Origin of the sequence: Emticicia sp. C21 (assembly GCF_003418935.1) — a bacterium.
Classification (GTDB): domain Bacteria; phylum Bacteroidota; class Bacteroidia; order Cytophagales; family Spirosomataceae; genus Emticicia.
In genome coordinates this window covers 351,551-377,530 of record NZ_QVMT01000005.1, presented here as the reverse complement: position 1 = coordinate 377,530, position 25,980 = coordinate 351,551, and the positions used below count along the sequence as shown (strand labels likewise).

At 38.7% G+C, this 25,980-nt stretch carries 20 protein-coding genes and 1 tRNA gene; 13 read left to right on the top strand and 8 right to left on the bottom strand.

Going from position 1 to position 25,980, the window contains the following annotated elements; all coding sequences use genetic code 11:
- Positions 1 to 60: 60 nt before the first annotated feature.
- The 3 genes from D0T08_RS14225 to D0T08_RS14215 all read right to left on the bottom strand — a co-directional run bounded on the left by D0T08_RS14225 (position 61) and on the right by D0T08_RS14215 (position 2,190).
- Positions 61 to 522 (bottom strand): protein-disulfide reductase DsbD domain-containing protein, encoded by a 462-nt coding sequence (locus D0T08_RS14225; protein ID WP_116983314.1) that lies wholly within the window; start codon positions 520 to 522, stop codon positions 61 to 63.
- Between the two features lie 17 nt (positions 523 to 539).
- Positions 540 to 1,274 carry a ribonuclease H-like domain-containing protein gene (locus tag D0T08_RS14220; protein WP_116983313.1) on the bottom strand — a complete coding sequence of 245 codons (735 nt, stop codon included), beginning with the start codon at positions 1,272 to 1,274 and terminating at the stop codon, positions 540 to 542.
- Positions 1,275 to 1,356: 82 nt separating this feature from the next.
- A complete protein-coding gene (locus D0T08_RS14215) occupies positions 1,357 to 2,190 on the bottom strand; it encodes a 1-acyl-sn-glycerol-3-phosphate acyltransferase (protein ID WP_116983312.1) in 834 nt (277 codons plus the stop codon).
- A gap of 299 nt (positions 2,191 to 2,489) precedes the next feature.
- Between D0T08_RS14215 and D0T08_RS14210 the strand changes: the two genes are divergently transcribed.
- The 3 genes from D0T08_RS14210 (at position 2,490) to fabD (ending at position 5,773) form a co-directional block, all read left to right on the top strand.
- The gene (locus D0T08_RS14210) at positions 2,490 to 4,118 is read left to right on the top strand and encodes an NADP-dependent glyceraldehyde-3-phosphate dehydrogenase (RefSeq protein ID WP_116983311.1); all 1,629 of its coding nucleotides are present in this window, start codon (positions 2,490 to 2,492) and stop codon (positions 4,116 to 4,118) included.
- Between the two features lie 186 nt (positions 4,119 to 4,304).
- Positions 4,305 to 4,850, top strand: coding sequence for an SPOR domain-containing protein (locus D0T08_RS14205; protein ID WP_116983310.1), 546 nt, complete (start codon positions 4,305 to 4,307; stop codon positions 4,848 to 4,850).
- Positions 4,851 to 4,879: 29 nt separating this feature from the next.
- Positions 4,880 to 5,773: an ACP S-malonyltransferase gene (fabD, locus tag D0T08_RS14200; RefSeq protein ID WP_116983309.1), complete on the top strand. Its 894-nt coding sequence runs from the start codon at positions 4,880 to 4,882 to the stop codon at positions 5,771 to 5,773.
- 231 nt (positions 5,774 to 6,004) lie between these two features.
- Here the strand turns inward: fabD and D0T08_RS14195 are convergent, their stop codons facing one another.
- Positions 6,005 to 6,751: a 1-acyl-sn-glycerol-3-phosphate acyltransferase gene (locus D0T08_RS14195; protein WP_116983308.1), complete on the bottom strand. Its 747-nt coding sequence runs from the start codon at positions 6,749 to 6,751 to the stop codon at positions 6,005 to 6,007.
- Positions 6,752 to 6,886: 135 nt separating this feature from the next.
- Between D0T08_RS14195 and D0T08_RS14190 the strand changes: the two genes are divergently transcribed.
- Positions 6,887 to 7,867, top strand: coding sequence for an acyl-ACP desaturase (locus tag D0T08_RS14190; protein WP_199538163.1), 981 nt, complete (start codon positions 6,887 to 6,889; stop codon positions 7,865 to 7,867).
- Positions 7,868 to 7,957: 90 nt separating this feature from the next.
- On the opposite strand, the gene D0T08_RS14185 is transcribed toward D0T08_RS14190, so the two are convergent.
- The 3 genes from D0T08_RS14185 to D0T08_RS14175 form a co-directional block, all read right to left on the bottom strand.
- A complete protein-coding gene (locus D0T08_RS14185; RefSeq protein WP_116983307.1) occupies positions 7,958 to 8,977 on the bottom strand; it encodes an energy transducer TonB in 1,020 nt (339 codons plus the stop codon).
- Positions 8,978 to 9,055: 78 nt separating this feature from the next.
- On the bottom strand, positions 9,056 to 9,805 hold the full coding sequence (locus tag D0T08_RS14180; RefSeq protein WP_116983306.1) for a DUF1835 domain-containing protein: 750 nt from the start codon (positions 9,803 to 9,805) through the stop codon (positions 9,056 to 9,058).
- A gap of 39 nt (positions 9,806 to 9,844) precedes the next feature.
- Positions 9,845 to 10,597, bottom strand: a complete 753-nt coding sequence (locus tag D0T08_RS14175; RefSeq protein ID WP_116983305.1) for a GNAT family N-acetyltransferase — start codon at positions 10,595 to 10,597, stop codon at positions 9,845 to 9,847.
- A gap of 285 nt (positions 10,598 to 10,882) precedes the next feature.
- On the opposite strand from D0T08_RS14175, the gene D0T08_RS14170 reads away from it, so the two are divergent.
- Positions 10,883 to 11,779 (top strand): hypothetical protein, encoded by an 897-nt coding sequence (locus D0T08_RS14170; RefSeq protein ID WP_116983304.1) that lies wholly within the window; start codon positions 10,883 to 10,885, stop codon positions 11,777 to 11,779.
- An 81-nt stretch (positions 11,780 to 11,860) separates the two neighbouring features.
- On the opposite strand, the gene D0T08_RS14165 is transcribed toward D0T08_RS14170, so the two are convergent.
- A tRNA-His gene (locus D0T08_RS14165) sits at positions 11,861 to 11,936 on the bottom strand.
- 91 nt (positions 11,937 to 12,027) lie between these two features.
- On the opposite strand from D0T08_RS14165, the gene recG reads away from it, so the two are divergent.
- From recG to D0T08_RS14125, 8 genes are all read left to right on the top strand, one after another.
- Positions 12,028 to 14,133, top strand: a complete 2,106-nt coding sequence (gene recG / locus D0T08_RS14160) for an ATP-dependent DNA helicase RecG (RefSeq protein ID WP_116983303.1) — start codon at positions 12,028 to 12,030, stop codon at positions 14,131 to 14,133.
- 167 nt (positions 14,134 to 14,300) lie between these two features.
- Entirely contained in the window at positions 14,301 to 15,011 is a 711-nt protein-coding gene (locus tag D0T08_RS14155; protein WP_116983302.1) for a SprT-like domain-containing protein, read from the top strand.
- Between the two features lie 7 nt (positions 15,012 to 15,018).
- Positions 15,019 to 18,456, top strand: coding sequence for a type IX secretion system sortase PorU (gene porU / locus D0T08_RS14150; protein ID WP_116983301.1), 3,438 nt, complete (start codon positions 15,019 to 15,021; stop codon positions 18,454 to 18,456).
- 100 nt (positions 18,457 to 18,556) lie between these two features.
- Positions 18,557 to 19,750 carry a type IX secretion system outer membrane channel protein PorV gene (porV, locus tag D0T08_RS14145; protein WP_116983300.1) on the top strand — a complete coding sequence of 398 codons (1,194 nt, stop codon included), beginning with the start codon at positions 18,557 to 18,559 and terminating at the stop codon, positions 19,748 to 19,750.
- Between the two features lie 127 nt (positions 19,751 to 19,877).
- Complete coding sequence (locus tag D0T08_RS14140) at positions 19,878 to 22,100, top strand: DUF5916 domain-containing protein (RefSeq protein ID WP_116983402.1); 2,223 nt, start codon at positions 19,878 to 19,880, stop codon at positions 22,098 to 22,100.
- A 30-nt stretch (positions 22,101 to 22,130) separates the two neighbouring features.
- Complete coding sequence (locus D0T08_RS14135; RefSeq protein WP_116983299.1) at positions 22,131 to 23,012, top strand: glycerophosphodiester phosphodiesterase family protein; 882 nt, start codon at positions 22,131 to 22,133, stop codon at positions 23,010 to 23,012.
- Positions 23,013 to 23,125: 113 nt separating this feature from the next.
- A complete protein-coding gene (locus tag D0T08_RS14130) occupies positions 23,126 to 24,646 on the top strand; it encodes a GH3 auxin-responsive promoter family protein (protein ID WP_116983298.1) in 1,521 nt (506 codons plus the stop codon).
- A gap of 95 nt (positions 24,647 to 24,741) precedes the next feature.
- Complete coding sequence (locus tag D0T08_RS14125; RefSeq protein ID WP_116983297.1) at positions 24,742 to 25,965, top strand: exonuclease SbcCD subunit D; 1,224 nt, start codon at positions 24,742 to 24,744, stop codon at positions 25,963 to 25,965.
- The last annotated feature ends 15 nt before the right edge of the window (positions 25,966 to 25,980 follow it).

Here is a 25,980-nt window from a genome sequence, read left to right as displayed (position 1 = left end):
ATTATAATGAAAAAGGCGTTTGAGAACTCAAACGCCTTTTTCATTATATGCATTATGCTATTAAATCGTCTTCACATCAAACTTGAATTTATCTTTATTAGGTACACATTTGCCATCTTTATTTGTACAAGTCTGGCACTCAATTTTACCCTCAATTACCGGATTGGCTTTGGTTATCTTTACTTTCTGGATGAATTTGGCTTCATGCTCGAAGTATTGCACTTTGCCACCCCATATATCATCAAACTTTTCTTTCGGTTTTACCGGTATCAGTTTACCTACCAAAGCATAAGTGTCATTTTTAGTAAAATTAGCTGATGTCGGTAATGGGCCATCTACTTTCAGTTCAGAAGAATACATATACCAGTTATCATCAATCTTGGCCGTGAAAACCAGATCAATGGTCTCACCTACTTTAGCTGAGGTTTTTGATGGGGCAAACGTCCACTTGGCTGGTTTCAAAATCTGAGCCGAAGCTGCCAATGAAGAGGCAAATAACAATATAAAAAGGACTTTTTTCATGCGTTTAAAAATTGATACTATAAAATTACTTCTATGTTATTTTCATTGATTAACGACCAATTATTCATTTTCATATATAGCTGGGTCAAAACTACAATGTATTCAGCGCAATACTGTTCAATTTTGGCTTTGTCTTTTTCTTTATAATAGATATCATTGATCAACTCGCCACTTACTTCAGTTTCACCACCCGGAATATCAAATATCGCTGCCAGTAAATCTAAGGAGGTATAGTTCTTGTAATCGCCAAACTTCCAGAGGTCAAGGGTATCAATATGGTTGATTTCCCAAGGCTTTTTGCCTGATACCTGTAAAACCCTTGGCAGGGTAATTTCGTTCACCAACATGCGGCGACAGATATAAGGGAAGTCAAATTCTTTTCCGTTGTGGGCACATAACATCAGGCTTGCCCCTGCCTTATGTTTTTCCAGAATATTCTTGAACTCCTTTAAAATCTCCATTTCTGTTTCTCCCCGAATCATCTTTACGCGTAGTGCCAGTTCATCATTATCGTCTGAAAAAATGCCGCCAATACCGATACAAATGATTTTGCCAAATTCTGCGTAGATAGACGAACGTTTCAAGTAAATCTCTTCATTCGATAGGTTCTCAACATTCTGAAAATAGCTTGCCTTTTTAAGCCACAATTGTTTTAATCTACTATCTAATGCATCTAAATGCGCCTCCTGCGATACTGTCTCAATATCTATAAAAAGAATATTTCTGAGAAACTTTGCTGTATTTTCTACCATTATAATTGTGTGTATTTTTATTAAAAAACTGACAAAATATAATAACGATTTATTTAATCATTTTCTAACAAATTTACACAATTTATAGCACAAAATAAAGGATTAATGCGACTAAAATCCAGTAAACTGGTAAAACAAACATTACTATTCCACCCGTAATAGAATCAAAGAAAACCGAGCCGCGGGTAACCTTTCTTGAAACCGATTCAGCCAGGAAATTAACCGGAAAATTCACAACACGACCGATATAGTAAAATGGATTTTTCCAGAAACTTGCTTTTGGCAAAGGTACTTCAATCAACTTTGTTAACTTCTCGCTTAGTATACGGTTAAACTCTTTCAGGAATATTCCCTCTGTAGCATCCTCCGGCAATTCTTCTTTGTGCAAAGGCTCACCGATATTTACTTTAACTACCTTCCCGAATTTATTATAGTTATTATAGGTAATCCCTACAGGCACTACGGTCACGTCCATTCCATCACCCCATGCCTTTTGCGCCAGTCTACCTGTACCTTTTTTAAGAGGTAATAACTTTGTCTGATTAGTACATAACCCCTCCGAAAATATCAATACAATTTCACCTTGTCTGAACAACTCGATACATTTCTTGAAAGTATCATCATTATCGCCCAGATATTCTTTGCCTTCTGATAATCGGTACATAGGCATCATATAAAGGCTATTGAGTATTTTTTTTGCCAAAGGCTTCTTGAATACATCACCGCGTGCCAGAGACCAGATTCTGCGGTCGTAATGTCCGCAAAGTACTACTGCATCGAAGAATGAATTGAAGTGGTTGGAAGCCAACATTACCGCTCCCTTTCTTGGTATATTTTCTAAACCAGTCCATTCGATACGTTTGATAAAGAACTTTAAAAGAAATGGAGAAAAGATTCTCAGAAAATCGTAAAACAATGTTTTATGTCTGTTTAGGTATTAAAAAAAATTGTATTAACCTCAAAATTCAGAAGAAATACGTTTATCTCCAAGTATTCAGGCATATTAGTATTGGATTAACATAGACTAGTAGTATTTTGCCCAATATTTCACAAATATAAAATTCTCTTTGGTTTTCTTATCAGGGGCTGTAATTTCGTCGCAGTTTTACAACAAAACTTCACCAGAGTATGTTTAAATAGTGTTTTTCTGACTGAAGATGAGTTTGCTGCCATCAGATTCTATTATTTAAATTACTCGCAAGCCAAAGAAAAAACATGAATAACCTGCAAGAGAAAATCACGGCTATTTTTCCTACCGCCGACCAGATTCCGGAAGCTTATCAGATTCAGCCAGTTCACCAGAAAGAATATCTTGTTGGTGGCGAAATGCGCCAATGGACAGGAAAAACACAAGATGTTTACTCACCTGTATATGTGAAAGGAACAGATGGTAAGTTTGAAAGTAAATATATCGGTAGTTTCCCGATTACAGATACAGCCGAGGCGATGGAAGCCCTAGATGCTGCTGTTAAAGCCTTTGACAGTGGCCGTGGCGAATGGCCAACCATGAGCGTAAGCGAGCGTATAGGCTGTATGGAAAACTTCGTAAAGAAAATGTTGGAAAAGAAAACAGATATTGTCAATCTATTGATGTTTGAGATTGGCAAATCTCTGGCTGATTCAATTAAAGAATTTGACCGTACTGTTGAATATATAGTCGATACAATCGATTGCCTGAAAGATATAGACCGTGCTTCTTCAAGATTTAAAATAGAGCAGGGCATTATCGGGCAAATTCGCCGCTCACCATTTGGTGTGGTGCTTTGTATGGGGCCGTTTAACTACCCGTTGAACGAAACTTATACGACCCTTATTCCGGCTATTCTGATGGGTAATACGATTCTTTTTAAACCACCTAAACATGGTACGCTTTTGCATTACCCAATGTTACAGGCATTTAAAGAGTGTTTCCCTAAAGGCGTAGTAAATACCATTTACGGTCGTGGAGCAAATGTAATTCCGCCTATTATGCAAAGTGGTAAAATCAATATTCTGACCCTGATTGGCTCTAGCAAAGTAGCCAACGATTTGAAGAAAATGCACCCTAAAGTGAATCGTTTGAGAGCCGTATTAGGTCTGGATGCCAAAAATGCAGGGATTGTATTGAAAAATGCCGATGTAGAACTCGCAGTCAAAGAATGTATATTAGGCTCATTATCATTCAATGGTCAGCGTTGTACAGCCATCAAAATCATCTGGGTTCACCGTTCAATTGCAAAGAAATTCCTCAACAGATTTACCGAAGAACTGGAAAAACTGAAATTCGGTATGCCTTGGGAAGCAGGTGTAAACCTTACTCCACTACCAGAGCCTAACAAACCTGCCTACTTAACCGAGTGTATTGAAGATGCTAAAGCCAATGGTGCAGAGGTTATCAATGAAGGTGGCGGAACAGTAGTTAACTCTTTCTTCTACCCGGCTGTTTTATATCCGGTCAATGATAAAATGAAAGTATATATAGAAGAACAATTCGGTCCCTTGATTCCGGTAGTACCGTTTGACGATGTAGAAGAACCTATTCAGTACCTGATTGATTCTTCACACGGACAACAAGTAAGTATTTTCGGTACTAACCCAGACCAGATTGCTAATCTGATTGACCCATTAGTAAATCAGGTAAGTCGAGTTAATATAAATGCCCAATGCCAGAGAGGGCCGGATACCTTCCCTTTCACCGGAAGAAAAGACTCGGCAGAGGGCACACTTTCGGTAGAAGATGCCCTGAGAGCTTTCTCTATCAGAACAGTTGTCGCAACTAAAGAAACGGTAGAAAATAAAAAGATTTTCAATGAAATTGTAGAAGACCATAGTTCACATTTTCTTTCCACGAAATATATTTTCTAAGAAAAATGCCCCGCCGCACAACGGGGCATTTTTTTATACTTCTATTTATCGCTTGAAATATAAGTCAGCTCAGATCGTTTTTAGCAAAACAGAAATAAGTTTAAAAGTGTTATATCCTGTAAAAAGAATATTTTATAATTTTGACGAATTATTGTTAACAGAAACCCCATTTAAAAACAAAAACCTATGAAGATTCTCACCAAAGTAGTATTTTGTCTTTTTCTGACGGGAGTTTTTTATTCTTGTAAAAGAGCTGCCACACCTACTAAAGGCGGCATAGTTGGTGAATATGAAGAAGATTTATCAGCCGTTCGCCTATCATACGATAAAAAACCTGATATTGATAGCAAAGACGGCAAAATCAACAGAGACAACGTATATAATGCCGTTAAAGACGAGATTCCTATGAATGTCAACAAACAGGTTGACAAAGCCCTGGACTCAATGTCGGTGCATAACAAAAATATCCGTTATTCAGCCGGATATAGAATACAGGTATATGTAGGGAACGAACGCCGTGAAGTAGATGAAGCCAAATCCTATATCTATCAGAATTTCCCTGATTTGAATACCTATCTTACATTCAGTCAGCCTACTTACAGACTTAAAGCAGGAGATTTCACAAGCCGCATGGACGCTGAAAGATTCTACAATGCCATTCGTCAACGCTATTCTATGGCTATGATTGTGCCTGAGCGAATTGATATTCGTAAAAGCATGCAAGCAAAATAACAACCAACAGACAATACAAAATCTTACTTATGACAGCTTACGTTTTTCCGGGACAAGGGGCTCAATTCAGTGGAATGGGCAAAGACTTGTACGAAAATTTTCCCCAGGCCAAAGCGCTTTTCGATAAAGCCAACGAAATACTCGGTTTTGACATCACCAAAATTATGTTTGAGGGCTCAGACGAAGACCTGAAACAAACCAATGTTACACAACCAGCTGTCTTTCTTCACTCGGTTATACTAGCCTTAAATCTTCCTGATTTTAAACCCGATATGGTAGCCGGACACTCATTAGGTGAGTTTTCTGCCTTGGTAGCTGCAGGAGCATTGTCATTTGAAGATGGTTTGAGATTAGTTGCGCAAAGAGCCGCTGCTATGCAACGTGCCTGTGAATTGAACCCGTCAACAATGGCTGCAATTTTAAATCTAGACGATAAAGTAGTAGAAGATATTTGTGCGGCTATCACTGAGAAATCAGCAGATAATGTAGTAGTGGCTGCTAACTATAACTGTCTGGGACAATTAGTTATTTCAGGAAGCATTGAGGGTATAAATATCGCCTGCGAAGAACTGAAAGCTGCCGGAGCAAAAAGAGCCCTGGTTTTACAAGTTGGTGGCGCTTTCCACTCACCTTTGATGGAACCTGCTCGCGAAGAATTGGCAAAAGCCATTGAAGAAACCAATTTCTCGACTCCTACTTGTCCGATTTACCAGAATGTAAATGCCATCCCATCAACAGATATTGGCACAATCAAAGCCAATCTGATTGCCCAATTAACAGCACCTGTGCGTTGGACACAAACCGTTAGAAACATGGTCGAAGACGGTGCCACCAAATTTGTAGAATGTGGGCCGGGCAAAGTATTACAAGGCTTAGTAAAGAAAATCGCACCGGAGGTGGAGACTGCAGGAGCGGCGTTGTGATATTATAGTAGAGACATAACGGTTCGCCGTTGCGATGCGATACGTTTCCAAGGATCTATCCAATCCAATAAACGGATTTAGATAAATGGGTTTAAAAAGATAGATAATTATTCTCGTTATAGACAGACCAATGAAGACGTAATGCATCGCGCGGCGAACCGTTACGTCTCTACGAATAAACAAAAAAGACATAGGTAACCTATGTCTTTTTTGTTTATATCCGTGTTTAAATCATCCCTTATTCCCATCCAAAACGGCCTGTATAGCCGCTCTAGCCTCATCAGCCACTTCTTTCGTAGTCTTCCCCTTAGGCTCAATCCCTTTCAACGCTGTCCATGATAATTTTGAGAAAGAGGTTAATGGAAACATCCCATTCGTTGGGTTAAATCTACGTGTACCTTGAATAGCTATCGGTACTACCAAAGCATTTGGCGCTCTTTTCAACAAAGCCGAAATACCACCTTCAGCAAATTGCTTCATTTCATCTGTCTTAGAACGTGTCCCCTCTGGAAAGATAACAGCCGAGAAATTATTTTCATGAATATATTTACTTAGCCGTAGAATTTCTGAGACAGCCTGCTTGCCATCTTTGCGGTCAATCAAAGCCGCACCACTGATACGTAAGTTATAAGAAATAGCCGGAATCCCATGAGCTAATTCTTGTTTAGATACAAAAATAGGTTGGTGTTTTCTGAGGTACCAGATAATGCCCGGAATATCAAAAGTACTCTGATGATTAGCGATAAAGATGATAGGTCGGTCGGTTGGATACTCTTCCAGTTGCTTGAAACGAACGCTCGTACCTGTTACATAATAACTTGTATTAAGCGCCAGATTAAAGAGGTCGACTGATTTTTTATGGGCTTTTTTGCCAAAAACATTGAAAGCAATTACCTGAATTACATGAAAAACAATTAATAATAATCCAAAATAGAGTAAATAAATAACACTCAATACGTAATCAAGAATTTTTTTCATGCAATTTTCTTTTTGTGCAAAAATAGGCAGAAAAAGGTTTCTATCACAAATTGACTCAATATTTTACTGTTTTTAGCTAAATAACATTTAACTTGTATCGTTTTTAAAAATAACAGAGCTTTAAAAGATATTATCATGGAATTATCCAATTCAAGATTAGAGGTAATGAAATTTGTCGGACAAAAAATTGACTACTTTTTCGACGAATTCCTGAAACCCATCGAGACTAATTGGCAACCTTCAGACTTTCTTCCTGACTCAACAAACGAAAACTTTTTTCAAGAAGTAAAACTGATACAAGAGAATGCCAGAGAATTGCCATATGACTATATAGCGGTATTAATCGGCGACACCATCACAGAAGAAGCCTTACCAACCTACGAATCGTGGTTAGTAGATGTAGTGGGAATTGACCAGGTAGATGAACCCAACGGTTGGGCAAAATGGGTACGTGGATGGACAGCCGAAGAAAATCGTCATGGAGATTTATTGAATAAATTTTTGTATTTATCAGGCCGTGTAAATATGCGCGCTATGGAAACCTCAACCCAATATCTCATTGCCGATGGCTTTGATATTGGTACAGGCCGTGACCCTTATCGTAACTTTGTTTATACGTCTTTTCAGGAATTAGCTACCAATATCTCGCATCGTCGCACAGCTACTTTAGCCAAAAAATACAGCAATAATTTATTGTCTAAAATGTGCGGGGTGATTGCGTCTGACGAGATGCGACATGCCAAAGCATATAAGACTTTTATCAGCAATATTTTTGAAGTTGATCCATCAGAAATGATGCTGGCCTTTGAAGATATGATGAAAAAGAAAATTGTGATGCCGGCACACTTCCTGAGAGAATCAGGCGTAAAAATCGGACAAACATTCTCACATTTCTCTGATGCAGCCCAACGTTTAGGGGTTTATACGACAATGGATTACATCGAAATCATGGAGTCTCTATTAGACGAATGGAAAATAGCCAGCGTAACCAGCTTAAACGATGCAGGTGAACGCGCCAGAGATTACCTGATGGCTCTACCAAGCCGCCTGAGAAGAGTAGCAGAACGCACGAAAGTACCAACCTTAGAATACGAATTCAGCTGGATAGCCTCGTAAAAAATATTGAGTGATTGCATGATTTAGTGAATGAGTGATTGAAAAATTGGTTATTAAATATTTTAATCACTCAATCACTCAATCACTAAATTATTTATTGCAGAACTTATTCCATAACTCAGTACCCTTCGCTTGCTGCAGATTTTTGAGTTGTAGTAAATCTTCACACATTTTTTTGGTATCCTTTTTCATAGCATAGGCACTTGCTCTGCCATAATAAGCATCAATATTCAAAGGATTTTTATCCAGACTCCATGTATAATTTCTTATAGCCTCGTTATAGTTTCTTAGAGTCAGATTATATTTCCCCTCTGCCAGAAATTCATTTGATTCCTGAATTTTCTCTTCGTCTGATTCTTGCGAGATTGAAGAATTTTGTCCGGCTTGTTTCTCTGACCAACCTAGATCAAAACCCATCATTACTTCTACATTTACGGGTTTCCCCTCCCATATAGCAGGCTTCCATTTTCCTTCGGTTTTCTTAATGGCAGCAATCAGTTTATTATTAAACCGTTCGCTAGTACTTCTTAAAATCTCAATTCCTTTTACTTCTCCTGTGGTAGTAATAATAAATCTGGTATAAAAATCACCTGTTCTGTATTCCGGAAAATCGAAGTTATCAGAAATATACTGGCTTGCATTCATGTCGGCATCCATAAAGAAAGGCTCCAGATAATTAGGCTTATACACATAAATCGTATCTCCACCTTTGGTGCGATATTTCTCCGGCATAAAGCCAATATTATACAGATTGGCAGGCGTAAATATCAATTTGAGAGAATTAGCCGCAGAGTCAGCTGAGATTTGTTGAAGAACCAGTTTAATATCACTCGCTTTCTCTATTTTGTAGAAAGTATCACTTCCAATAATAAGTGTATCATGTTTTATCCGATAAGGTCTGTCTCCGGCTTTACCATCATAAACCACCCGTGAAGTACCGTTTTTATCGAAAATATAGCGCAATTGTATACTCTTTACTGCCTTATCTAAAATCGGACTCCCATCCCTTAATTGAATATCTTCTTTTATCCAATCTCCAATTACATTTGGTTTAATGCCCTGCGCAACAGCCATCGATGAAAAACAAATCAAAAACAAAGTTTTAAGCATACAGATAAATATTTGTAAACGAAATTAATAAAAACAGCAAAAACTCGTCAAACGCCATGAAGTTTTTTTGTTGAAATATCAGCACTCTTGTGCCGTCAGTTTATCGTAAATCGGTTTTAGCTGCATATCACCAAAGCCGTAAACACCCTCCTGTTCGCTAAACTGACCGAAAACTTTATAAAAATCAGTCTCCCCTTTTTGTAGAATAGCTGTCAGCACACGTTCCGGTCTGCTCAATGCTCCATCTAGAGCAAAACGCTCAATATGAGCCTGAATTGCCTCCTTTAAGTATGGAAAACAAACCGATTTTCTCTCCGCCAATTGAGCCAAATTAAGTAAATCCTGATTTTTATAGGCTTTCCATAATTCTCTTGCTAACTGAAAATCCTCTTCAGTAAAGCGTACTTTTTTTGAAAAACTTACTCTCAAGTCGTCAGAATCAGCACGCCCAAATTCTTTCCAGATGTCTGCCTCAGCCAGAAAAGTCGGATAAACCATATATACTTCTTTACTAATCTTTAAGCCATCAATCAATGATAAAACAAACCAGACATTGGCTTGGCAAAATAAATCATACCCAAACCAAAGATTAAACGTGGAATTGTCTGGTGCATTCAGAATTTTATTAAATTCACTAGCTGAATAAGATTGATATTCTTCTAAACTAATCCCCAAACTATCAGCTCGATTTTGCCAGAATTCAGTCAAAGTATCTCCAGCCAGGCTCCCGTCAATCAGGGCTTCTCTGGTACTAACAATTTCGCCTGCAATACCAGCCTCTCCGAAAGAATATGCTAAAGCATCGCCGTTTAGAATGTTGTAAGTCATGATTTATTGAGTGAATGAGTGATTAAAATTTGAATATTACTATACTTCCTTTTTTACTTCTCCCAAAAGCATACACCCTGCAACCCTCAACCCCCCTTTTAGCAAAGTAGCCTTGGAAGCCCTATTATGAACATTGCATCGGGCTGCTGGTATTCTGCCCTCTAGATAGCATACCCTTTTTAATTCTTGGATCAGGTAGGAGCCTAAACCTTTGTTTCTATGGCTTTCGGTTACTTCCATATACAAATCTGCAAAAGGTTTGTTATAATGCAATAGAAAATCTCCTGAACCTACAATCTCTCCGGCTTTCTCTAATACATAACCACTTCCATCTTCTACCTTTTTGCTAAAAGTTTTCTCATACTCTTCTTTTGAACGAAAAACTATCTCAGAAACTGATAAATTAGTTATTCTATCTTCTTCAAACAAAATAGCATTAGCCCTTATATTTGTAGCAAATTCATAAAGCATGCTCGTAAGCAATAAGGCATTGCTTTGTGGCTCAATATATTTTGCGTTTGAAACCTCTAACAGCACATCAAAAACACGTGTTGCCAAATGCTGATGTAAGGGAAGCAGATAAAACTCAAAAATCGTATCTCTATCCACAATCTCTTGCCCCTTTACAGAGCCATATCCAATCACTATTTCATCAACATATAAAAGATAAGAATCCGACCAGCCACGTTCATGGCAGGCATTGTATCTGATTTGGCGATTCATTTCCTGCACATACAAATCCCGATAGGAAAGAATATCTTTTAAATTGACTTTAGTGGCTTTGAAGTGCATAATAGCTATACGTAAAATTCAATAATTGAATCTAGCGGGTATTTATTGTAATTAGATATTAATTTTTGTGGGATTGGAGATAATTCAATTGCTACAATAGCAATTTATTGAAAATGTGTGGGAGTTGAAGCATTAATAAGTCTAATAACCTCTATACTAAATAATCATTTTTTGCAATTCCATTATTGTTCTCTATTATTGCTTAATGGAAGATGAAATTAGTTATAATCTACCGAAATGAATGAGATTTCTAATAACTACTATTTAAAATGCTTTTGCCTGATTATGAAAAGTTCTATTTCTATAAAATTTTCTCTTTTGGTATTATTACCATTTGCCTTTTTCCTGAACGCTTGTAAAAAAGAACCGGAAAATATCTCTCCATCATTGGGTAATATATGCTTAGTTGCCAAACGAACTAAGTTTGACTCTCAGGGTAAAATAACATATAGGGAGACTTATACCTATAATAGCAAACGGCAATTAGCTTCAATAAAATATGATTATGCTGGAGCAAATGGTACTGTTACCGATACCGAATTATACCAGTATAACTCAGATGGACAGATAACAAACAAAAAATCTGCATCAAACACAACAAGTTATCTCTATGACCGCAAGCTATTGATTGAAGAGAATACAGTTTTGGGTCCGATTACTTATTTGTATAAATATTCTTATAACCCTGATTCAAAAAAAAGTAAGCTTATTTTTAAGAGTTCAAGAGATAACCAGGTTTCGTTGCATTACGAAGAGACTTACTATTATAAGGATACTTTATTAATTAGAACTATTAACCGTAATCTACCTGGTGGAATCTCGGCACAGGTGTTTGATAATGCGTATAAATATGATGCACAGAACAGATTAATTGAAAAGCAGACTTTAAGACCAGATAACTCTATATCTGAAACTGAAAAATACGAGTATGGGGCTGATCGGAATGTCATAAAAATTACTGTATTTGTTGACAACAAGTATAAGGAATCCGAAGAGGTATTTACCTATAAAAATAATAAATTAGTTGAAAAAACAGAGTCAACTTTCAATAGTAAAGGAGAAATAGCTTATTCTTACAAGACAGTTTTTGAATACAGACAGGATAATATTTCTAAAATGACCCTCTTCCGTAATGGAACGCTAACAAGCTATGAACAGTATACTTATACCTGCGATAAATAGGACTTTATTCTAAAGCGCTCAAGCTAAAATAAGCATAAAAACAAAAATTCCCCTCGAAAACATTTTCAAGGGGAATATCAAGGGAGGAATATGGGGCTCGAACCCACGACCTTCGGAACCACAATCCGACGCTCTAACCGACTGAGCTAAGACCTCCATTCCATTTATGGACTGCAAATGTAAAGGCTTTTTTATAAAAAATCAAAAAAAATTTGCTCAAATTTGCCGTTGCTACTAAATTAGGGATTATGAGCGAGCGAAGAACATCTTTTTTTGATACAAAAATTGAATTCCTCAAGGGTGTAGGTAGTGCGAAAGCCGAACTCCTTAATAAGGAACTGAATATATTTACTTTTGGTGATTTAATAGAGTACTATCCCTTTCGTCACGAAGACCGCACAGAATTTCATCGCATCAGCGAACTGAATGAAGCCATGCCCGGTGCCCAGATTAAAGGCCGCTTACGCTCCTGGGAACGCATGGGCGAGGGTTCTAAAGAAAGACTAATCGCGCAGTTTACCGATGGCACCGGAATCCTGGAGTTAAGCTGGTTTCAGGGCATCACTTTTCTGGAAAAAACCTTGCGTCTGCAAGGGGATTATATTGTTTACGGCAAACCAACATCTTTTAATGGCAGATGGCAGATAAGTCACCCTGAAATGGATGTGCTTACCCCCGAAAACGAACGCGGAGGCTACTTCCAACCGATCTATCCACTTACTGATAAAATCCGTAGACGATATGTGGATAGTAAGCAGATAAGCCGCTGGATGAAAACGTTGCTGGAATCGGCGGTGCAGCATATCCATGAAACTTTACCCAAACCACTGATTCAGAAATTCCGCCTGATTTCTAAGCAGGAGGCGATTTACCATATTCATATACCCATCAATTTTGAGGCACTCAAACAGGCCAAAAGACGACTGAAATTTGAAGAATTATTCTACAATCAGTTTCGTCTAATCAAGCAAAAGCTAATTAGAAGAGAGAATTACGCAGGACAGATATTTACCAAAACCCAGTTACTCACCGAGTTTTACCAGCACCACATGCCCTTTGATTTAACAGGGGCACAAAAACGGGTAATCCGTGAGATTTTTGAGGATTTGAAATCAGGTAAGCAAATGAATCGCTTATTGCAAGGTGATGTAGGAAGTGGTAAAACCATCGTAGCATTCATTACCATGCTATTGGCTATTGACAACAATGCGCAAGCTTGTCTGATGGCACCTACCGAAATTCTATCCGACCAACATTATACAGGACTCAAACGCTTTGCCGATTTAATAGGTATCAAAATTGCCGAATTAACAGGCTCTGTAGGCAAAAAAGCCAGACGAATCATGGCTGAGGGTCTGCAGGATGGCAGCATCAATATTCTGGTAGGTACACATGCCCTACTCGAAGACCATGTGCAGTTCAAAAATTTAGGCTTATGCATCATCGACGAACAGCACCGTTTTGGCGTTGCCCAAAGAGCAAAGCTATGGGAGAAAAACCCAAATTTCAGACCTCATATTCTGGTCATGACGGCGACCCCTATCCCTCGAACTCTGGCTATGACCCTCTATGGAGATTTAGATGTGTCCATGATTGATGAGTTGCCTGTGGGTCGTAAACCAATTCAAACGAGTCATAGATATGATTCTGACCGTCTACGGGTATTTGAATTTCTACGAAGCGAAATCAGAAAAGGCCGTCAGGTATATATTGTTTATCCATTGATTGAAGAATCTGAAACGCTTTCTTTCAAAAATCTGATGGATGGCTATGAGAGTATAGCCAGAGCTTTCCCCGAATATATGCTGAGCATAGTTCATGGCAAAATGGGCTGGAAAGAGAAAGATTACGAAATGCAGCGTTTCAAAAATAAAGAAACCCAGATCCTGGTGGCTACGACCGTTATTGAAGTAGGGGTTGATGTACCCAACGCCTCTGTAATGGTCATTGAAAGTGCCAATCGTTTCGGTCTATCACAATTGCACCAGTTGAGAGGTCGTGTAGGGCGAGGAGCCGAGCAATCATATTGTATTCTGATGACCGATTATAAAATAGCCAAAGAAACCCGTACCCGCATAGAAACCATGGTGCGCACCAATAATGGCTTTGAGATTTCGGAGGTTGATTTATCATTACGAGGACCTGGTGATATGGCAGGTACCCAACAAAGTGGAATGCTGGACTTAAAAGTAGCCGATTTAGCCAAAGATGGTGAAATACTGAAATATGCTCGCGAGGCAGCTATAGAGATATTAGAAAACGACCCCGATATCCAGAGTGCTGAAAATGCACCCATCAGGCACCATATCCAAAACCTGCGCAGCAACGAAACCAACTGGAGTAGAATCAGCTAGAAATCATTAATTAACCGTAAAATCATAATTTAATAGCCAAAATGAAATATTTATCGGCTTATTTTTGTTAGCTAGTTAGAATAAACCTGAATACCAGAAATCTACTGCATTTGTTGTATAACAAAAGAGTAGAAATGAGATTGAATTTTGATAAAAAGTGTTTTCTAATGTCCCTTTCTCAGTTATTTAAGATAGTTAAAAAGAATTTCCAGGAACCAACACCTATACCTGCGGCTGCGCCTCCGGTGAATAGTTATACCCCACAAGTAGCCAAAAAAATGCACGAAATGCTTACCAAGCATGTACCTGCCGATGCTGTGGAATATTGTTTTGATTTATGGAAAGAACAACCTTTTTCGTTTAAAATCTCCCGCTCCCGTAGTACCTGTTTTGGTAATTATATATATAAGGATGGTCAGCATAAAATTACAGTTAATAATGACCTGAGCTTATATGCCTTTGTAATAACCTATGTGCATGAAATAGCGCATCAAAGAGCCTGGTTAGGCAAATCGCGCAGGAAAATTGAGCCGCATGGCAAAGAATGGAAAAAAAATTTCCAGGTATTGATGTCACCAATCCTCAATCTGAACGTTTTTCCTGAAACAATATTAATTCCATTGACGCATTATATGAGTAATCCTGCAGCTTCGTCAGTAAGTTATGCGCCATTGGCCAGAGCTTTGCAGAGTTTTGAGTTGGGAGAAAAAAGTGGCATTTTATTGTCGGAAGTTGGCGACAATCAATGGTTTACCTTTCGGAATACAGTTTTCCAACGATTAGAAAAACGTCGTACACGCATCCTTTGTATGGAGCGAGCTAGCAAAAGAAGGTATACTATTCTGGCCACCGCGAGGGTCGATTTAGTAGAAGCATAATAAATAAATGAATCTTTACTACCCAAATAAAGTCTTTTCCGGCGTTTGGTCTATCTCCTTGAAATACGGGAGATGGCTTTGCATAGGCTTTATGGGTCTGTTATACGCCCCATTCATTCAGGCGCAATCTTCCGTTTTAAGCAAAGGCACCTGGTATAAAATAGCTACTACTCAGACAGGCGTTCATAAAATTAATGCCGCTTTCCTGAGAAAAGCCGGGATAGAGATCAGCAAAATCAATCCGCAGAATATAAGATTATACGGCAATGGTGGAGCATTATTGCCGCAAGTTAATAACCAACCCCGCCCAACTGATTTAATAGAAAATTCCATTGAGGTAGTGGGAGAAGCTGATGGCAAATTTGATGATAGTGATTATGTACTTTTCTACGCCGAAAGCCCGAATACTGTATCGTATGACGCTACTGCACAAAGATTAAAACATCAGAATAACTATTATTCAGATTCAACTTTCTACTTCCTGACTATTAGTGAAACAAAAGGGCTGAGGGTTAAAAATGGCAACACAGTACAATCTTCCCAAACAATCACCTCTTTTGATGATTTCAGATTTCATGAACTTAACCAGAAAAACCTGATAAGTTCAGGAGCAAAAGAATTAAGTGGCTCAGGAAGAGAATGGTATGGTGAGGCCTTTGGAATCAATACCGAACAATCTTTCGACCAGACGATTGAAGGCTTAGTTGCCAATTCCCCCATAAAAATCACTTTTTCTGCGGTCGGTACAGCATACGTTTCAACACAAATCAATCTGAAATTTAATAATACCCCTATTGGCATCCAAACATTCCAGCCAATTATTGCAGGGCAATATGATGCCAAAGGCATTTATGATTTAAAAGGCAAAGAAAATACCTCAACTTTCACCACAACTGCTCCAACCGGAAATGCTCTCAAACTGACATATACTTTCAATAAATTCAATCAGGCATCGGCAACAGCTTATCTCAATTACTTTGAAATACAGGCCAAACGCACTTTGCAATTCTATGAGAGCCAAACCTTGGTTAGGTCTTTAGAAAGTCTCAACTATGCCAACACGCAATTCAAACTAACTCAGGCCAATGCACAATCTAAAATCTGGGATATTAGTAATGCACAATTGCCAGATAATATAACCTATACACTCAACGGTTCAGAAGCCAGTTTCGGGATAAATACACAAGATACCTTAAAAACCTTTGTTCTATTCTCTGATAAAAACCTTTTAGAACCTAATACGATTCAACTAATAACGAATCAGAACCTGCATGAAGCAGAGGTGCCCGATTTATTAATTGTTACGCTCCCCGAATGGAAAGCGCAAGCAGAAAGATTAGCTGAATTCAGAAGGACAAATGATAAGTTATCAGTATTAGTAGCCACTGTAGATGAAGTTTATAATGAATTTGCCTCTGGCAAACCTGATATAAGTGCTATCCGTGATTTTGCCCGTTTTTTATGGTTAAGAATTCCTGCTAAGTTTAAATATCTGCTTTTATTCGGCGATGCTACTTACGATTACAAAAACAATAATCAGTTTTCATACGTCAACCCGAAATTGTATATCCCCACTTACGAAAGCCGGGAATCATTGAATCCGATTTTTAGCTTCTCGTCTGATGATTATTTTGGATTTCTTGAAACGCATGAGGGCGGGTGGGAAGAAAATAATCAGGGAAATCATACACTAGATATTAGTGTAGGCAGGCTTCCGGCTAAATCAACTGAGGAAGCAAAAAATGTGGTAGACAAACTCATCTACTATGCCCAGACTAAAAAGACTATAGGCCGCTGGCGCGGCAAGCTCAGCTTTGTAGCCGACGATGGCGACGGCAATATTCATCAGGAAGATGCCGATAGGATTGCCGGTCTGATTGGTGCACAGGATGTAAACGTAGCTATCAATAAAATCTATTTAGATAATTTCAGACAAGTTTCCACTTCTTCAGGCTCTATTGCCCCTGATGCTAATAAATCATTAAATAAAGCGGTTAATGAAGGAAGTCTGATAGTCAATTATAGCGGTCACGGTGGCCCTGATGGTTGGACAGAGGAAAAGATACTAACCATCGACCAGATTGAAGCCTGGAGAAATTTAGGCAATATGCCCTTGTTTCTAACAGCCACCTGTTCCTTTGGCCGTTTTGATGACCCCTCAGTAGTATCTGGTGCTGAAATAGCAATGCTTAGTCCAAGAGGTGGAGCTATCGGTTTATTAACTACAACCAGACCCGTTTATTCTTACACAAATTTTTTGCTAAACAACGCATTTTACTCAGCTTTCGTCTTAGAGAAACAAAAGATGAGTTGGCGATTGGGCGATATTTTCAGAGATACCAAAAATAATTCGTTGAGTGGGGTAAATAACCGTAACTTTTCTTTGTTAGGCGACCCATCTATGAAGCTTGCGTATCCGACAGATAAAGTAACCATTACAAAAATTAACAATCAGAATCCTGAAAACCAGACACTGAAAGCACTACAGAAAGTAAATATTGAAGGAATCGTACAAGAAGCAGGGTCTGATCAACTAAAAACAAATTTTAATGGTTATGTAATTGTTTCTGTTTTCGATAAACCCTCAACGATAAGTACGCTAGGGCAAAAAACAGATAAGTTTATCTATCAGACTTATCAGAATAAAATCTTTGAAGGTAAAGTAGCCGTTAAAAACGGGGCATTCACGGTCAATTTTATTGTTCCCAAAGATATTAATTACCAGTTAGGGCAGGGAAAAATCACCTGTTATGCCGTTCTGGCTGATAGCAGTAGCGATGCCATCGGTAGTTTTGAGAGAATATTGATAGGAGGTAGTGAGACGGCTACAAGCATCGATACGAAAGGTCCTGAAATTGAACTATTTGTAGATACAAATAACGTACTGGAAGCGCGTATTACCGACGAAAGCGGCATTAATTTATCACAGGCCGGAATCGGGCACGAAATGATCCTTACGCTCAATGACACACTACAAGTCATTGTCAATCAATACTTTATGAGTGAAGAAGATTATACGAAAGGTGTTCTGAAATATGCTTTCGGCAAGCTCCCGGCAGGTGTCTTTACCGTTAAATTAAAAATCTGGGATATCTATAATAATTCCTCGGAGGCATCGTTAGAGTTCATAGTAGAGAACGAAAAGTTCAGGTTATTGCAAGCATACAATTACCCTAATCCTTTTCAGGGAGCAACCAGTTTTCTGATTGAACATAATGCTGAAGGTGAGGATATTGAGTTTGAAGTCAGGGTTTTTGATAAACTGGGCAGAACAATTTTCGAGAAGTCAGAGTTATGTTATTCATGCCTTAGTAAACTGGACATTGGCATGAATATTGACCCTCAAGATTGGGTTGTTGGTACTTATTTTTACCGGATTACTGCCAGATTTCTAGACCATAGAATAAAAACTTACGCCTCAGGAAAATTAGTATTTTGGAAGTAAATAAGAAAATCTGTTATATTTGATGCCTTAATTCATAGAATCCAATACATACATCATATTAAAGTACCCCATTTTTGGGTAGAATGAAAAAAAAGCTCTCATGAAAAGCAAATTATTGGCCATTTTGGCAAGTGTAGTTTTAATAAATTCTTTCTCAGCACAGGCTCAAGTAAAACCCTCTACTGAAAAAAGAGTAGTTTCTTCTGCTGTTCCGTTTCTTACTTTCTCCCCTGATTCAAGAGGAGCAGCTTTAGGTGATGCAGGAGCGGCTTCTACCCCAGATGCCAACTCTATGTATTGGAATACAGCCAAATTACCATTCGTTGACCGTAGCCTTGGTTCAACCGTTTCGTATACACCATGGTTGAGAGACTTAGTAGATGATATGGGGCTTCTTCATGCGGCGGTTTTCAAAAAAGTGGCCAGAGATCAGGTAATAGGTTTATCAATGACCTACTTCAATCAGGGTAAATTTGAGTTCACGAATATGTTTGGTGAAAATACCGGTACTTTCCAGTCAAGAGACCTTAATATCGCTGCCGGATATAGCCGCAAATTGAATCGTGATATGGCAATGGGTTTGAATATCAAATATATTCACTCAAATCTTATCGGCTCGCAGGTAATTAACAATGTAGCAAGTAAACCGGGAAATACAGTAGCAGGTGACCTTTCGTTTTTCTATATGAACGATTCGCCAACCGTAAGAAACCGTGAAAAAGGTGCTGCTTTCTCAGGTGGTGCAGTTATTCAGAACCTTGGTGGTAAAATCAACTATGGCAGAGACCGTTACTTCTTGCCAACCAACCTTAAACTGGGTGGTAACTTAAACTACAAAATAGATAACTATAATCAGTTCAACTTCTTAGCTGATGTAAATAAATTGTTGGTACCTACGCCTCCATTAAGAGACAATAACGGAAACATCATTAAAGGTAAAAACCCGGCAGAGGTTGGCTCTATTCAGGCTATCTTCTCGTCTTTTGCTGATGCACCTGATGGTTTCAAAGAGGAATTAAGAGAGTTCACGGCTTCTTTAGGTGTTGAATACTGGTATAACAATGTATTTGCCGTACGTACTGGTTATTTTATGCAAAGCAGCTATAAAGGTGGCGATAAATACGTGACTACAGGCTTAGGCTTAAGATTGAAAAACAGTTACGGTATCGACTTTGCTTATCTGATTCCGGTTTCACAAGGTAGCGCCTTAGCTAATACATGGCGTATTTCATTGATTTTCGATATGCAATCGAAAAAAGTAAGCGACCCATCAGAAGAAGCAGCAGCACAATAATACAGAGACTTAGATTCGATAAATAATAGGTAAAAACCTCACAGTTTTAAAAAACTTGTGAGGTTTTTGCGTTTTAGCTTCGTAACTTTACTGTCTCAACCTTATAACTATAAAAAACTTGAAACCTATCTTTGAAAAACGTTTTTACTTTACCCTATCACTGTACCTTTTTGTTTTTCTCTCTCTTACTACCTATGCCCAAAAGAAAAACGATAAAATTGAGTATCGCATACATGCTGCCACCTCTTCTATTAAAATAGACGGTATACCTGACGAAAGAGCTTGGGCAGAAGCACAGCTCGCTACTGACTTTTACCAGGTTTTGCCGATGGATACTAGCAGAGCCTTTGTGAAAACAGAGGTAAAAATGACCTATGATGACAAGAATCTTTATATACTATTCATCAATTATGACTATGCCCCCGGCCCTTATATGGTTGAATCTCTGAAAAGAGATTTTGCCTTCGGGAAAAACGATAATGACTTACTATTTATAGATACTTTCGACGACCAGACTAACGGTTTTACTTTCGGCGCCAATGCACACGGCGCGCAATGGGATGGCTTGCTCTACAATGGTAGTGCTGCGAACCTTAGCTGGGAAAATAAATGGACTTCGGAAGTAAAATATGACGATGACAAATGGATATGGGAAGCAGCCATTCCTTTTAAGACCCTCCGTTATAAAAAAGGTATTACGCGTTGGGGAGTAAACTTCAGCCGACTTGACTTAAAAACCACTGAAAAATCGGCCTGGGCGCCTGTCCCTCGTCAATTCCCAACAGCTTCTTTGGCTTATTGTGCCTCTTTGGTATGGGATCAGCCACCACCACAAGCAGGTTCTAATATCTCTATTATCCCTTATGCACTTGGGGGTATCAGTGCCAATCAGGAAGCTAAAACACCAACCAAACTGAGAGGTGATATCGGATTTGATGCGAAGATTGGCCTTACATCATCCTTGAATCTTGATTTAACAGTTAATCCTGATTTCTCACAAGTGGAAGTCGACCAGCAGCAAACCAATCTTGACCGCTTTGAACTATTGTTTCCTGAAAGAAGACAATTTTTCTTAGAAAACGGTGACTTGTTTGCCAATTTTGGCTATACTAATATCCGTCCGTTCTTCTCGCGCCGAATCGGCTTAAATGCGCCTATCAATTTTGGCGCACGACTAAGCGGGAAATTGAATAAAGACTGGCGTATCGGATTTATGGATATGCAGACCGGGAAAAATGAAGTAGGTGTACCTGCACAAAACTTTGGGGTAATAGCCTTACAGCGCCGGATGTTTGCCCGTTCTAATGTAGCTATTATGTTTGTTAATAAAGAGACCTTAAATTATGGAGGCTTGTCCGATTCTTTAATCAGACTGAACAGTCTTTCTCAATTTAACCGTAATATTGGCATTGAATATAACCTCGCCTCTAAAAATAATGACTGGACAGGTAAGTTTTTATACTTAAATTCTTTCGGACCTAATACAAAAAACAAGGATGCCGTTTTTGCCGGGAACATTCTTTATACCAATAAAAAATGGGTGGCAGGAGTACAGGTTGAACAGGTAGGTCAGACTTATTCGGCAGAAGTAGGATATGTACCACGTATCAATTATAGTAAGCTCAACCCGCAGATAGCCTATTTATTTTTTCCAAAACCAGGCGGTGCCGTATTGAGTCATGGACCACAGGTAATGCTGACACATTACCTTACCAAAGACTTCTCTCAGGAAACAGAAAACGAGAAGTTTATAGCTTACAAAATCAATTTCCGTAAAACAAATACTTTAATGGTATGGGCAGCGCATAATTATGTAAAACTATTGAGCCCATTCGACCCGACCAATTATGCCAGAGCCTATTTGCCAACAGGTAGCGAGCACCAATGGAATTCAGCAGGTTTTGATTATACCTCTAAACCACAGGCTTTATTAACGTATTTTGTTTCTACGCGCTATGGTGGCTATTATGCCAATGGAACACGTCTGCGCCTGAATGGTGATATTGGTTACCGCTTTCAGCCTTTTGTGGCTATAACCTTAAGCGCCAACTACAACCGTCTGGCATTCAAAGAAGACCCCATCCTGCCTAAAGAATTAATAAATAAACAATATAATCTCTGGCTACTTGGGCCGAAAATCGATGTTACCTTTACAAATAAATTGTTTCTGACTAATTTCGTACAATTCAATAATCAGAACAACAACTTTAATATCAATACACGCCTGCAATGGCGATATAGTCCGGCATCAGATTTATTTCTGGTTTATACTGATAACTATTTTTCTGATACCTTTAAAGTTCGGAACCGAAGCCTGGTTGTAAAATTTACCTATTGGTGGAATGTTTAAATTTGTCTCATTATTCAACCTTATATACACATGAAAATCTTAGTATTGCTCTTATTTCCTATTTTAACCTTCGCTCAAACCATGCCTTTTCAAATTGAGGGACATCGTGGCGCACGTGGTCTGGTTCCTGAAAACACCATTCCATCGTTCAAAAAAGCCATCGATTTAGGTGCCCATGTTATTGAATTAGATGTTGTCATTTCAAAAGATAAAAAGGTGGTTGTATCGCACGATACTTACTTTAATCCTGATATTACTACAGACCCCAAAGGAGAATTGGTTACGAAAGAAACTCAGGGAAATCTATATACGTTAGATTATAAGGAGATAAAAAAATATGATGTAGGTTTGCGCGGCAACAAGGGCTTTCCGGAGCAGGAAAAAATGAAAACCTATAAGCCTTTGTTTACAGAAATGATACGTGAGATTGAAAAATACACTAAACAAAAAGGGTTGCCTCCGGTTAAATATAATGTAGAGATTAAAAGCAATGAAAAAGAAATCGGTAAAACCCAACCGGATTATCCGGAGTTTTCAGATTTAGTGTATAATATCATTGCGAAAGAATTACCTATGGAGCGTGTAAACATGCAAAGTTTCGATTACAATATCCTGAAATACTGGAATGCTCAGATTCAGGCAGGTAAGTACAAAAAAATGGATATTGCTGTATTGCTTGACCCAAGAGCCAACAACGATATACAAGCAAATATTGATAAATTGGGCTTTAAGCCAGACATCTGGAGCCCATATTATACACAAGTAAACCCTGAACGTGTAAAGCAATTACACGATTTAGGCATCAGGGTGATTCCGTGGACGGTTAATAAGAGAGAAGAAATGGAAAAAGTGAAAGCATTGGGTTGTGATGGCGTAATTACTGATTATCCTGATCGGGCAAAAGGGCTGTAAATCAACAGGATTAATGCTTTAACTGCTGTTAGTGAAAACAAGGATTTTGACATAGTGCGTGAACAAAGAAATTTATATAATTTAGGCCGTTTTTTAAGCAGACTTTACTGAGCGTGAGCATTTTAAACGACATACTTGGCTTCTTCATCAAGAGACGTATTGAGCGTATTGAGGAGTTTTTGCAATATCCTGTTGAAACGCAAAATCGAATATTCCATGAACTGATTGAAAATGCCCGTTATACCGAATGGGGATTGAAATACGGCTACGGAAGCATAGAAACTATTAAAGATTTTCAGGAGAGGGTTCCTATCTCTACCTATGAAGAGCTCTATCCTTATATCGAAAGGGTATTGAAAGGAGAACAAAACATACTGTGGTCTTCTGATATTAAATGGTTTTCAAAATCATCAGGTACCACCAATTCCCGTAGTAAATTTCTTCCGGTATCTGAAGAATCACTGGAAGATTGCCATTACAGAGGGGGTAAAGATGTAATGACATTATATCTCAACAATCGCCCTGACGCAAAACTATTTGAAGGCAAAGGCTTATCAATAGGTGGCACACTTCATAGCAACCCCTTTAATGCCAATACCCAGGCCGGAGATATTTCAGCTGTGATTACGAAGAATCTACCTGCCTGGGCAGATTTTATCCGTACTCCTCCTGTCGAGGTAGCTCTTCTGGAAAGCTGGGAGGAAAAGATGGAGAAGATGATTGAGATTTGCTCACAGGAAAATGTAACCAGTATCCTGGGTGTACCCACCTGGACAGTGGTCTTACTTGAAAATATTCTGGAACGAACAGGTAAGAAAAATATGTTGGAAGTATGGGAGAATTTTGAGGTATTCGTACATGGAGCTGTAGCTTTTCAACCTTATCGTGAGTTATTCAAAACTAAATTCTTCCCATCAGACCAGGTGACCTATCTCGAAACTTATAATGCCTCTGAGGGCTTCTTCGCCATTCAGGACGAGCTAGGACGCGTAGGTGAAATGCTGTTGATGTTAGATTATGGTGTTTTCTACGAATTTATTCCAATGGAAGAATGGGAAAAAGACCATCCGAAAACCATTTTACTCGACGAAGTTGAGTTAGATAAAAACTACGCTTTGGTGATTTCGACTAACGCAGGTCTATGGAGATATAAAATAGGCGACACCGTAAAATTTACTTCCAAGTATCCATTCAGAATCAAAGTGAGTGGCCGCACCAAGCATTTTATCAATGCTTTTGGTGAAGAAGTAGTTATTGAAAATGCCGATGTTGCTATTACCGAAGCCTGCAAGGCTACTGGTGCTACGATGGTAGATTATACCGCCGGGCCTGTCTACATGGGGGGAGATAATAAAGGCGGACACGAATGGGTAATAGAGTTTTCTAATAAACCGGATGACAAAGACGTTTTTGTAAAAGTCTTAGATGATACATTACGCAAAGTAAACTCAGACTATGATGCCAAACGTTTCAAGAATATGGCATTGTTAGAGCCGAAAGTACATTTTGTAGATAACGGTACTTTTTATCAGTGGATGTCGAAACGTGGCAAATTAGGCGGGCAAAACAAAGTCCCTCGTCTAAGCAATTCCCGTGAGTATTTAGATGATGTATTAGAGTTGGTAAAAAGCTGATTTTTCAAGTTTTGATATAATCAATTGAAAGCCACTCATTTTTAGAAATTGGTGGCTTTTTTATTAACAAAAGTCTTATAACCTAAACAAAAGCAATGAAAATCTTACATACTGCTGACTGGCATTTAGGAAAAAGACTAGACAATTACCACCGTTTGGACGAACAACGAGAGGTTCTGGAAGAAATCTGTGAGATTGCCGAGCGTGAGGCCGTAGATGCCGTGATAGTAGCCGGAGATTTATTTGATAATTTCAATCCGTCGTCCGAAGCGATGGAATTATTATATTCTACCCTCCATCGGCTTTCAGCCAATGGTAGCCGTGCCATAGTAGCCATTGCAGGCAATCATGACTCTCCCGAACGCATCGAAGTGCCTGATGCTCTCGCCCGTGCCTGTGGGATTGTCTTTGCAGGCTTCCCGAATTTTATCGTAAAACCCATTAAAACCAGAGCAGGATTAGAGGTCACAAGCGTTGACGTAGGCTATATAGAAATAAAAATACCAGGCTGTGATTTTCCCTTACGTGTTTTATTGACACCCTATGCCAATGAGCAACGCCTAAAAACATTTTTGGGAGTGATAGAAACAGAAGATGCCCTGCGGGTTCATCTGCAAAACCACTGGCAGGGTTTAGCTGATTTATATATGGATGATGAGGGTTTCAATCTGATGGTTTCTCACCTGTTCTTCATGAAAAAAGGGGGTGAAATGCCCGAAGAACCCGAAGATGAACGCCCTATTCTGCACATTGGTGGCGCATCAGTTATCTATTCCGAAAATGTGCCCTCGCAAGTACATTATATTGCGTTGGGGCATTTGCATCGTTATCAAGTAATAGATACCGCACCTTGTCCGGTTATCTATTCAAGCAGCCCATTGGCCTATAGTTTCTCAGAAGCTAATCAGACTAAATATGTGGTATTGCTGGAAGCCGAAGCAGGTCGTTTGGTTAATTATAAACCCATCGCCTTAACCAAAGGCAAAGTATTATTGAAAAATAAATTTGATAATATTGATGATGCCCTGGTTTGGCTTGCAGAGAATCCTGATGCATTGATTCAACTAACCATAGTTTCGGATAAATATTTAGAAGCAAGTGAGAAAAAACGTTTATTAGATGCTCATGATGGCCTGATACAGATTATCCCGGAAATCAAAAATCTGAATGGCGTAGACAGCGAAGGTATGGCAATAGACCTTTCGATGGGTGTTGAAAAACTCTTTGAAGAATATTTCAGAAATAAAAAAGGGCAGGAAGTATCCGATGAACTCATGCTATTGCTAAAAGAAGTATTGGCAGAAGGGAACGAACAGTAAACAACTCAATCCAAC

Bases quoted from the DNA above. Each gene is read 5' to 3' on its own strand.
- D0T08_RS14225 (WP_116983314.1), bottom strand. From the start codon at position 522: ATGAAAAAAGTCCTTTTTATATTGTTATTTGCCTCTTCATTGGCAGCT.
- D0T08_RS14220 (WP_116983313.1), bottom strand. From the start codon at position 1,274: ATGGTAGAAAATACAGCAAAGTTTCTCAGAAATATTCTTTTTATAGAT.
- D0T08_RS14210 (WP_116983311.1), top strand. From the start codon at position 2,490: ATGAATAACCTGCAAGAGAAAATCACGGCTATTTTTCCTACCGCCGAC.
- D0T08_RS14205 (WP_116983310.1), top strand. From the start codon at position 4,305: ATGAAGATTCTCACCAAAGTAGTATTTTGTCTTTTTCTGACGGGAGTT.
- fabD (WP_116983309.1), top strand. From the start codon at position 4,880: ATGACAGCTTACGTTTTTCCGGGACAAGGGGCTCAATTCAGTGGAATG.
- D0T08_RS14195 (WP_116983308.1), bottom strand. From the start codon at position 6,751: ATGAAAAAAATTCTTGATTACGTATTGAGTGTTATTTATTTACTCTAT.
- D0T08_RS14190 (WP_199538163.1), top strand. From the start codon at position 6,887: ATGGAATTATCCAATTCAAGATTAGAGGTAATGAAATTTGTCGGACAA.
- D0T08_RS14185 (WP_116983307.1), bottom strand. From the start codon at position 8,977: ATGCTTAAAACTTTGTTTTTGATTTGTTTTTCATCGATGGCTGTTGCG.
- D0T08_RS14180 (WP_116983306.1), bottom strand. From the start codon at position 9,805: ATGACTTACAACATTCTAAACGGCGATGCTTTAGCATATTCTTTCGGA.
- D0T08_RS14175 (WP_116983305.1), bottom strand. From the start codon at position 10,597: ATGCACTTCAAAGCCACTAAAGTCAATTTAAAAGATATTCTTTCCTAT.
- D0T08_RS14170 (WP_116983304.1), top strand. From the start codon at position 10,883: ATGAAAAGTTCTATTTCTATAAAATTTTCTCTTTTGGTATTATTACCA.
- recG (WP_116983303.1), top strand. From the start codon at position 12,028: ATGAGCGAGCGAAGAACATCTTTTTTTGATACAAAAATTGAATTCCTC.
- D0T08_RS14155 (WP_116983302.1), top strand. From the start codon at position 14,301: ATGTCCCTTTCTCAGTTATTTAAGATAGTTAAAAAGAATTTCCAGGAA.
- porU (WP_116983301.1), top strand. From the start codon at position 15,019: ATGAATCTTTACTACCCAAATAAAGTCTTTTCCGGCGTTTGGTCTATC.
- porV (WP_116983300.1), top strand. From the start codon at position 18,557: ATGAAAAGCAAATTATTGGCCATTTTGGCAAGTGTAGTTTTAATAAAT.
- D0T08_RS14135 (WP_116983299.1), top strand. From the start codon at position 22,131: ATGAAAATCTTAGTATTGCTCTTATTTCCTATTTTAACCTTCGCTCAA.
- D0T08_RS14125 (WP_116983297.1), top strand. From the start codon at position 24,742: ATGAAAATCTTACATACTGCTGACTGGCATTTAGGAAAAAGACTAGAC.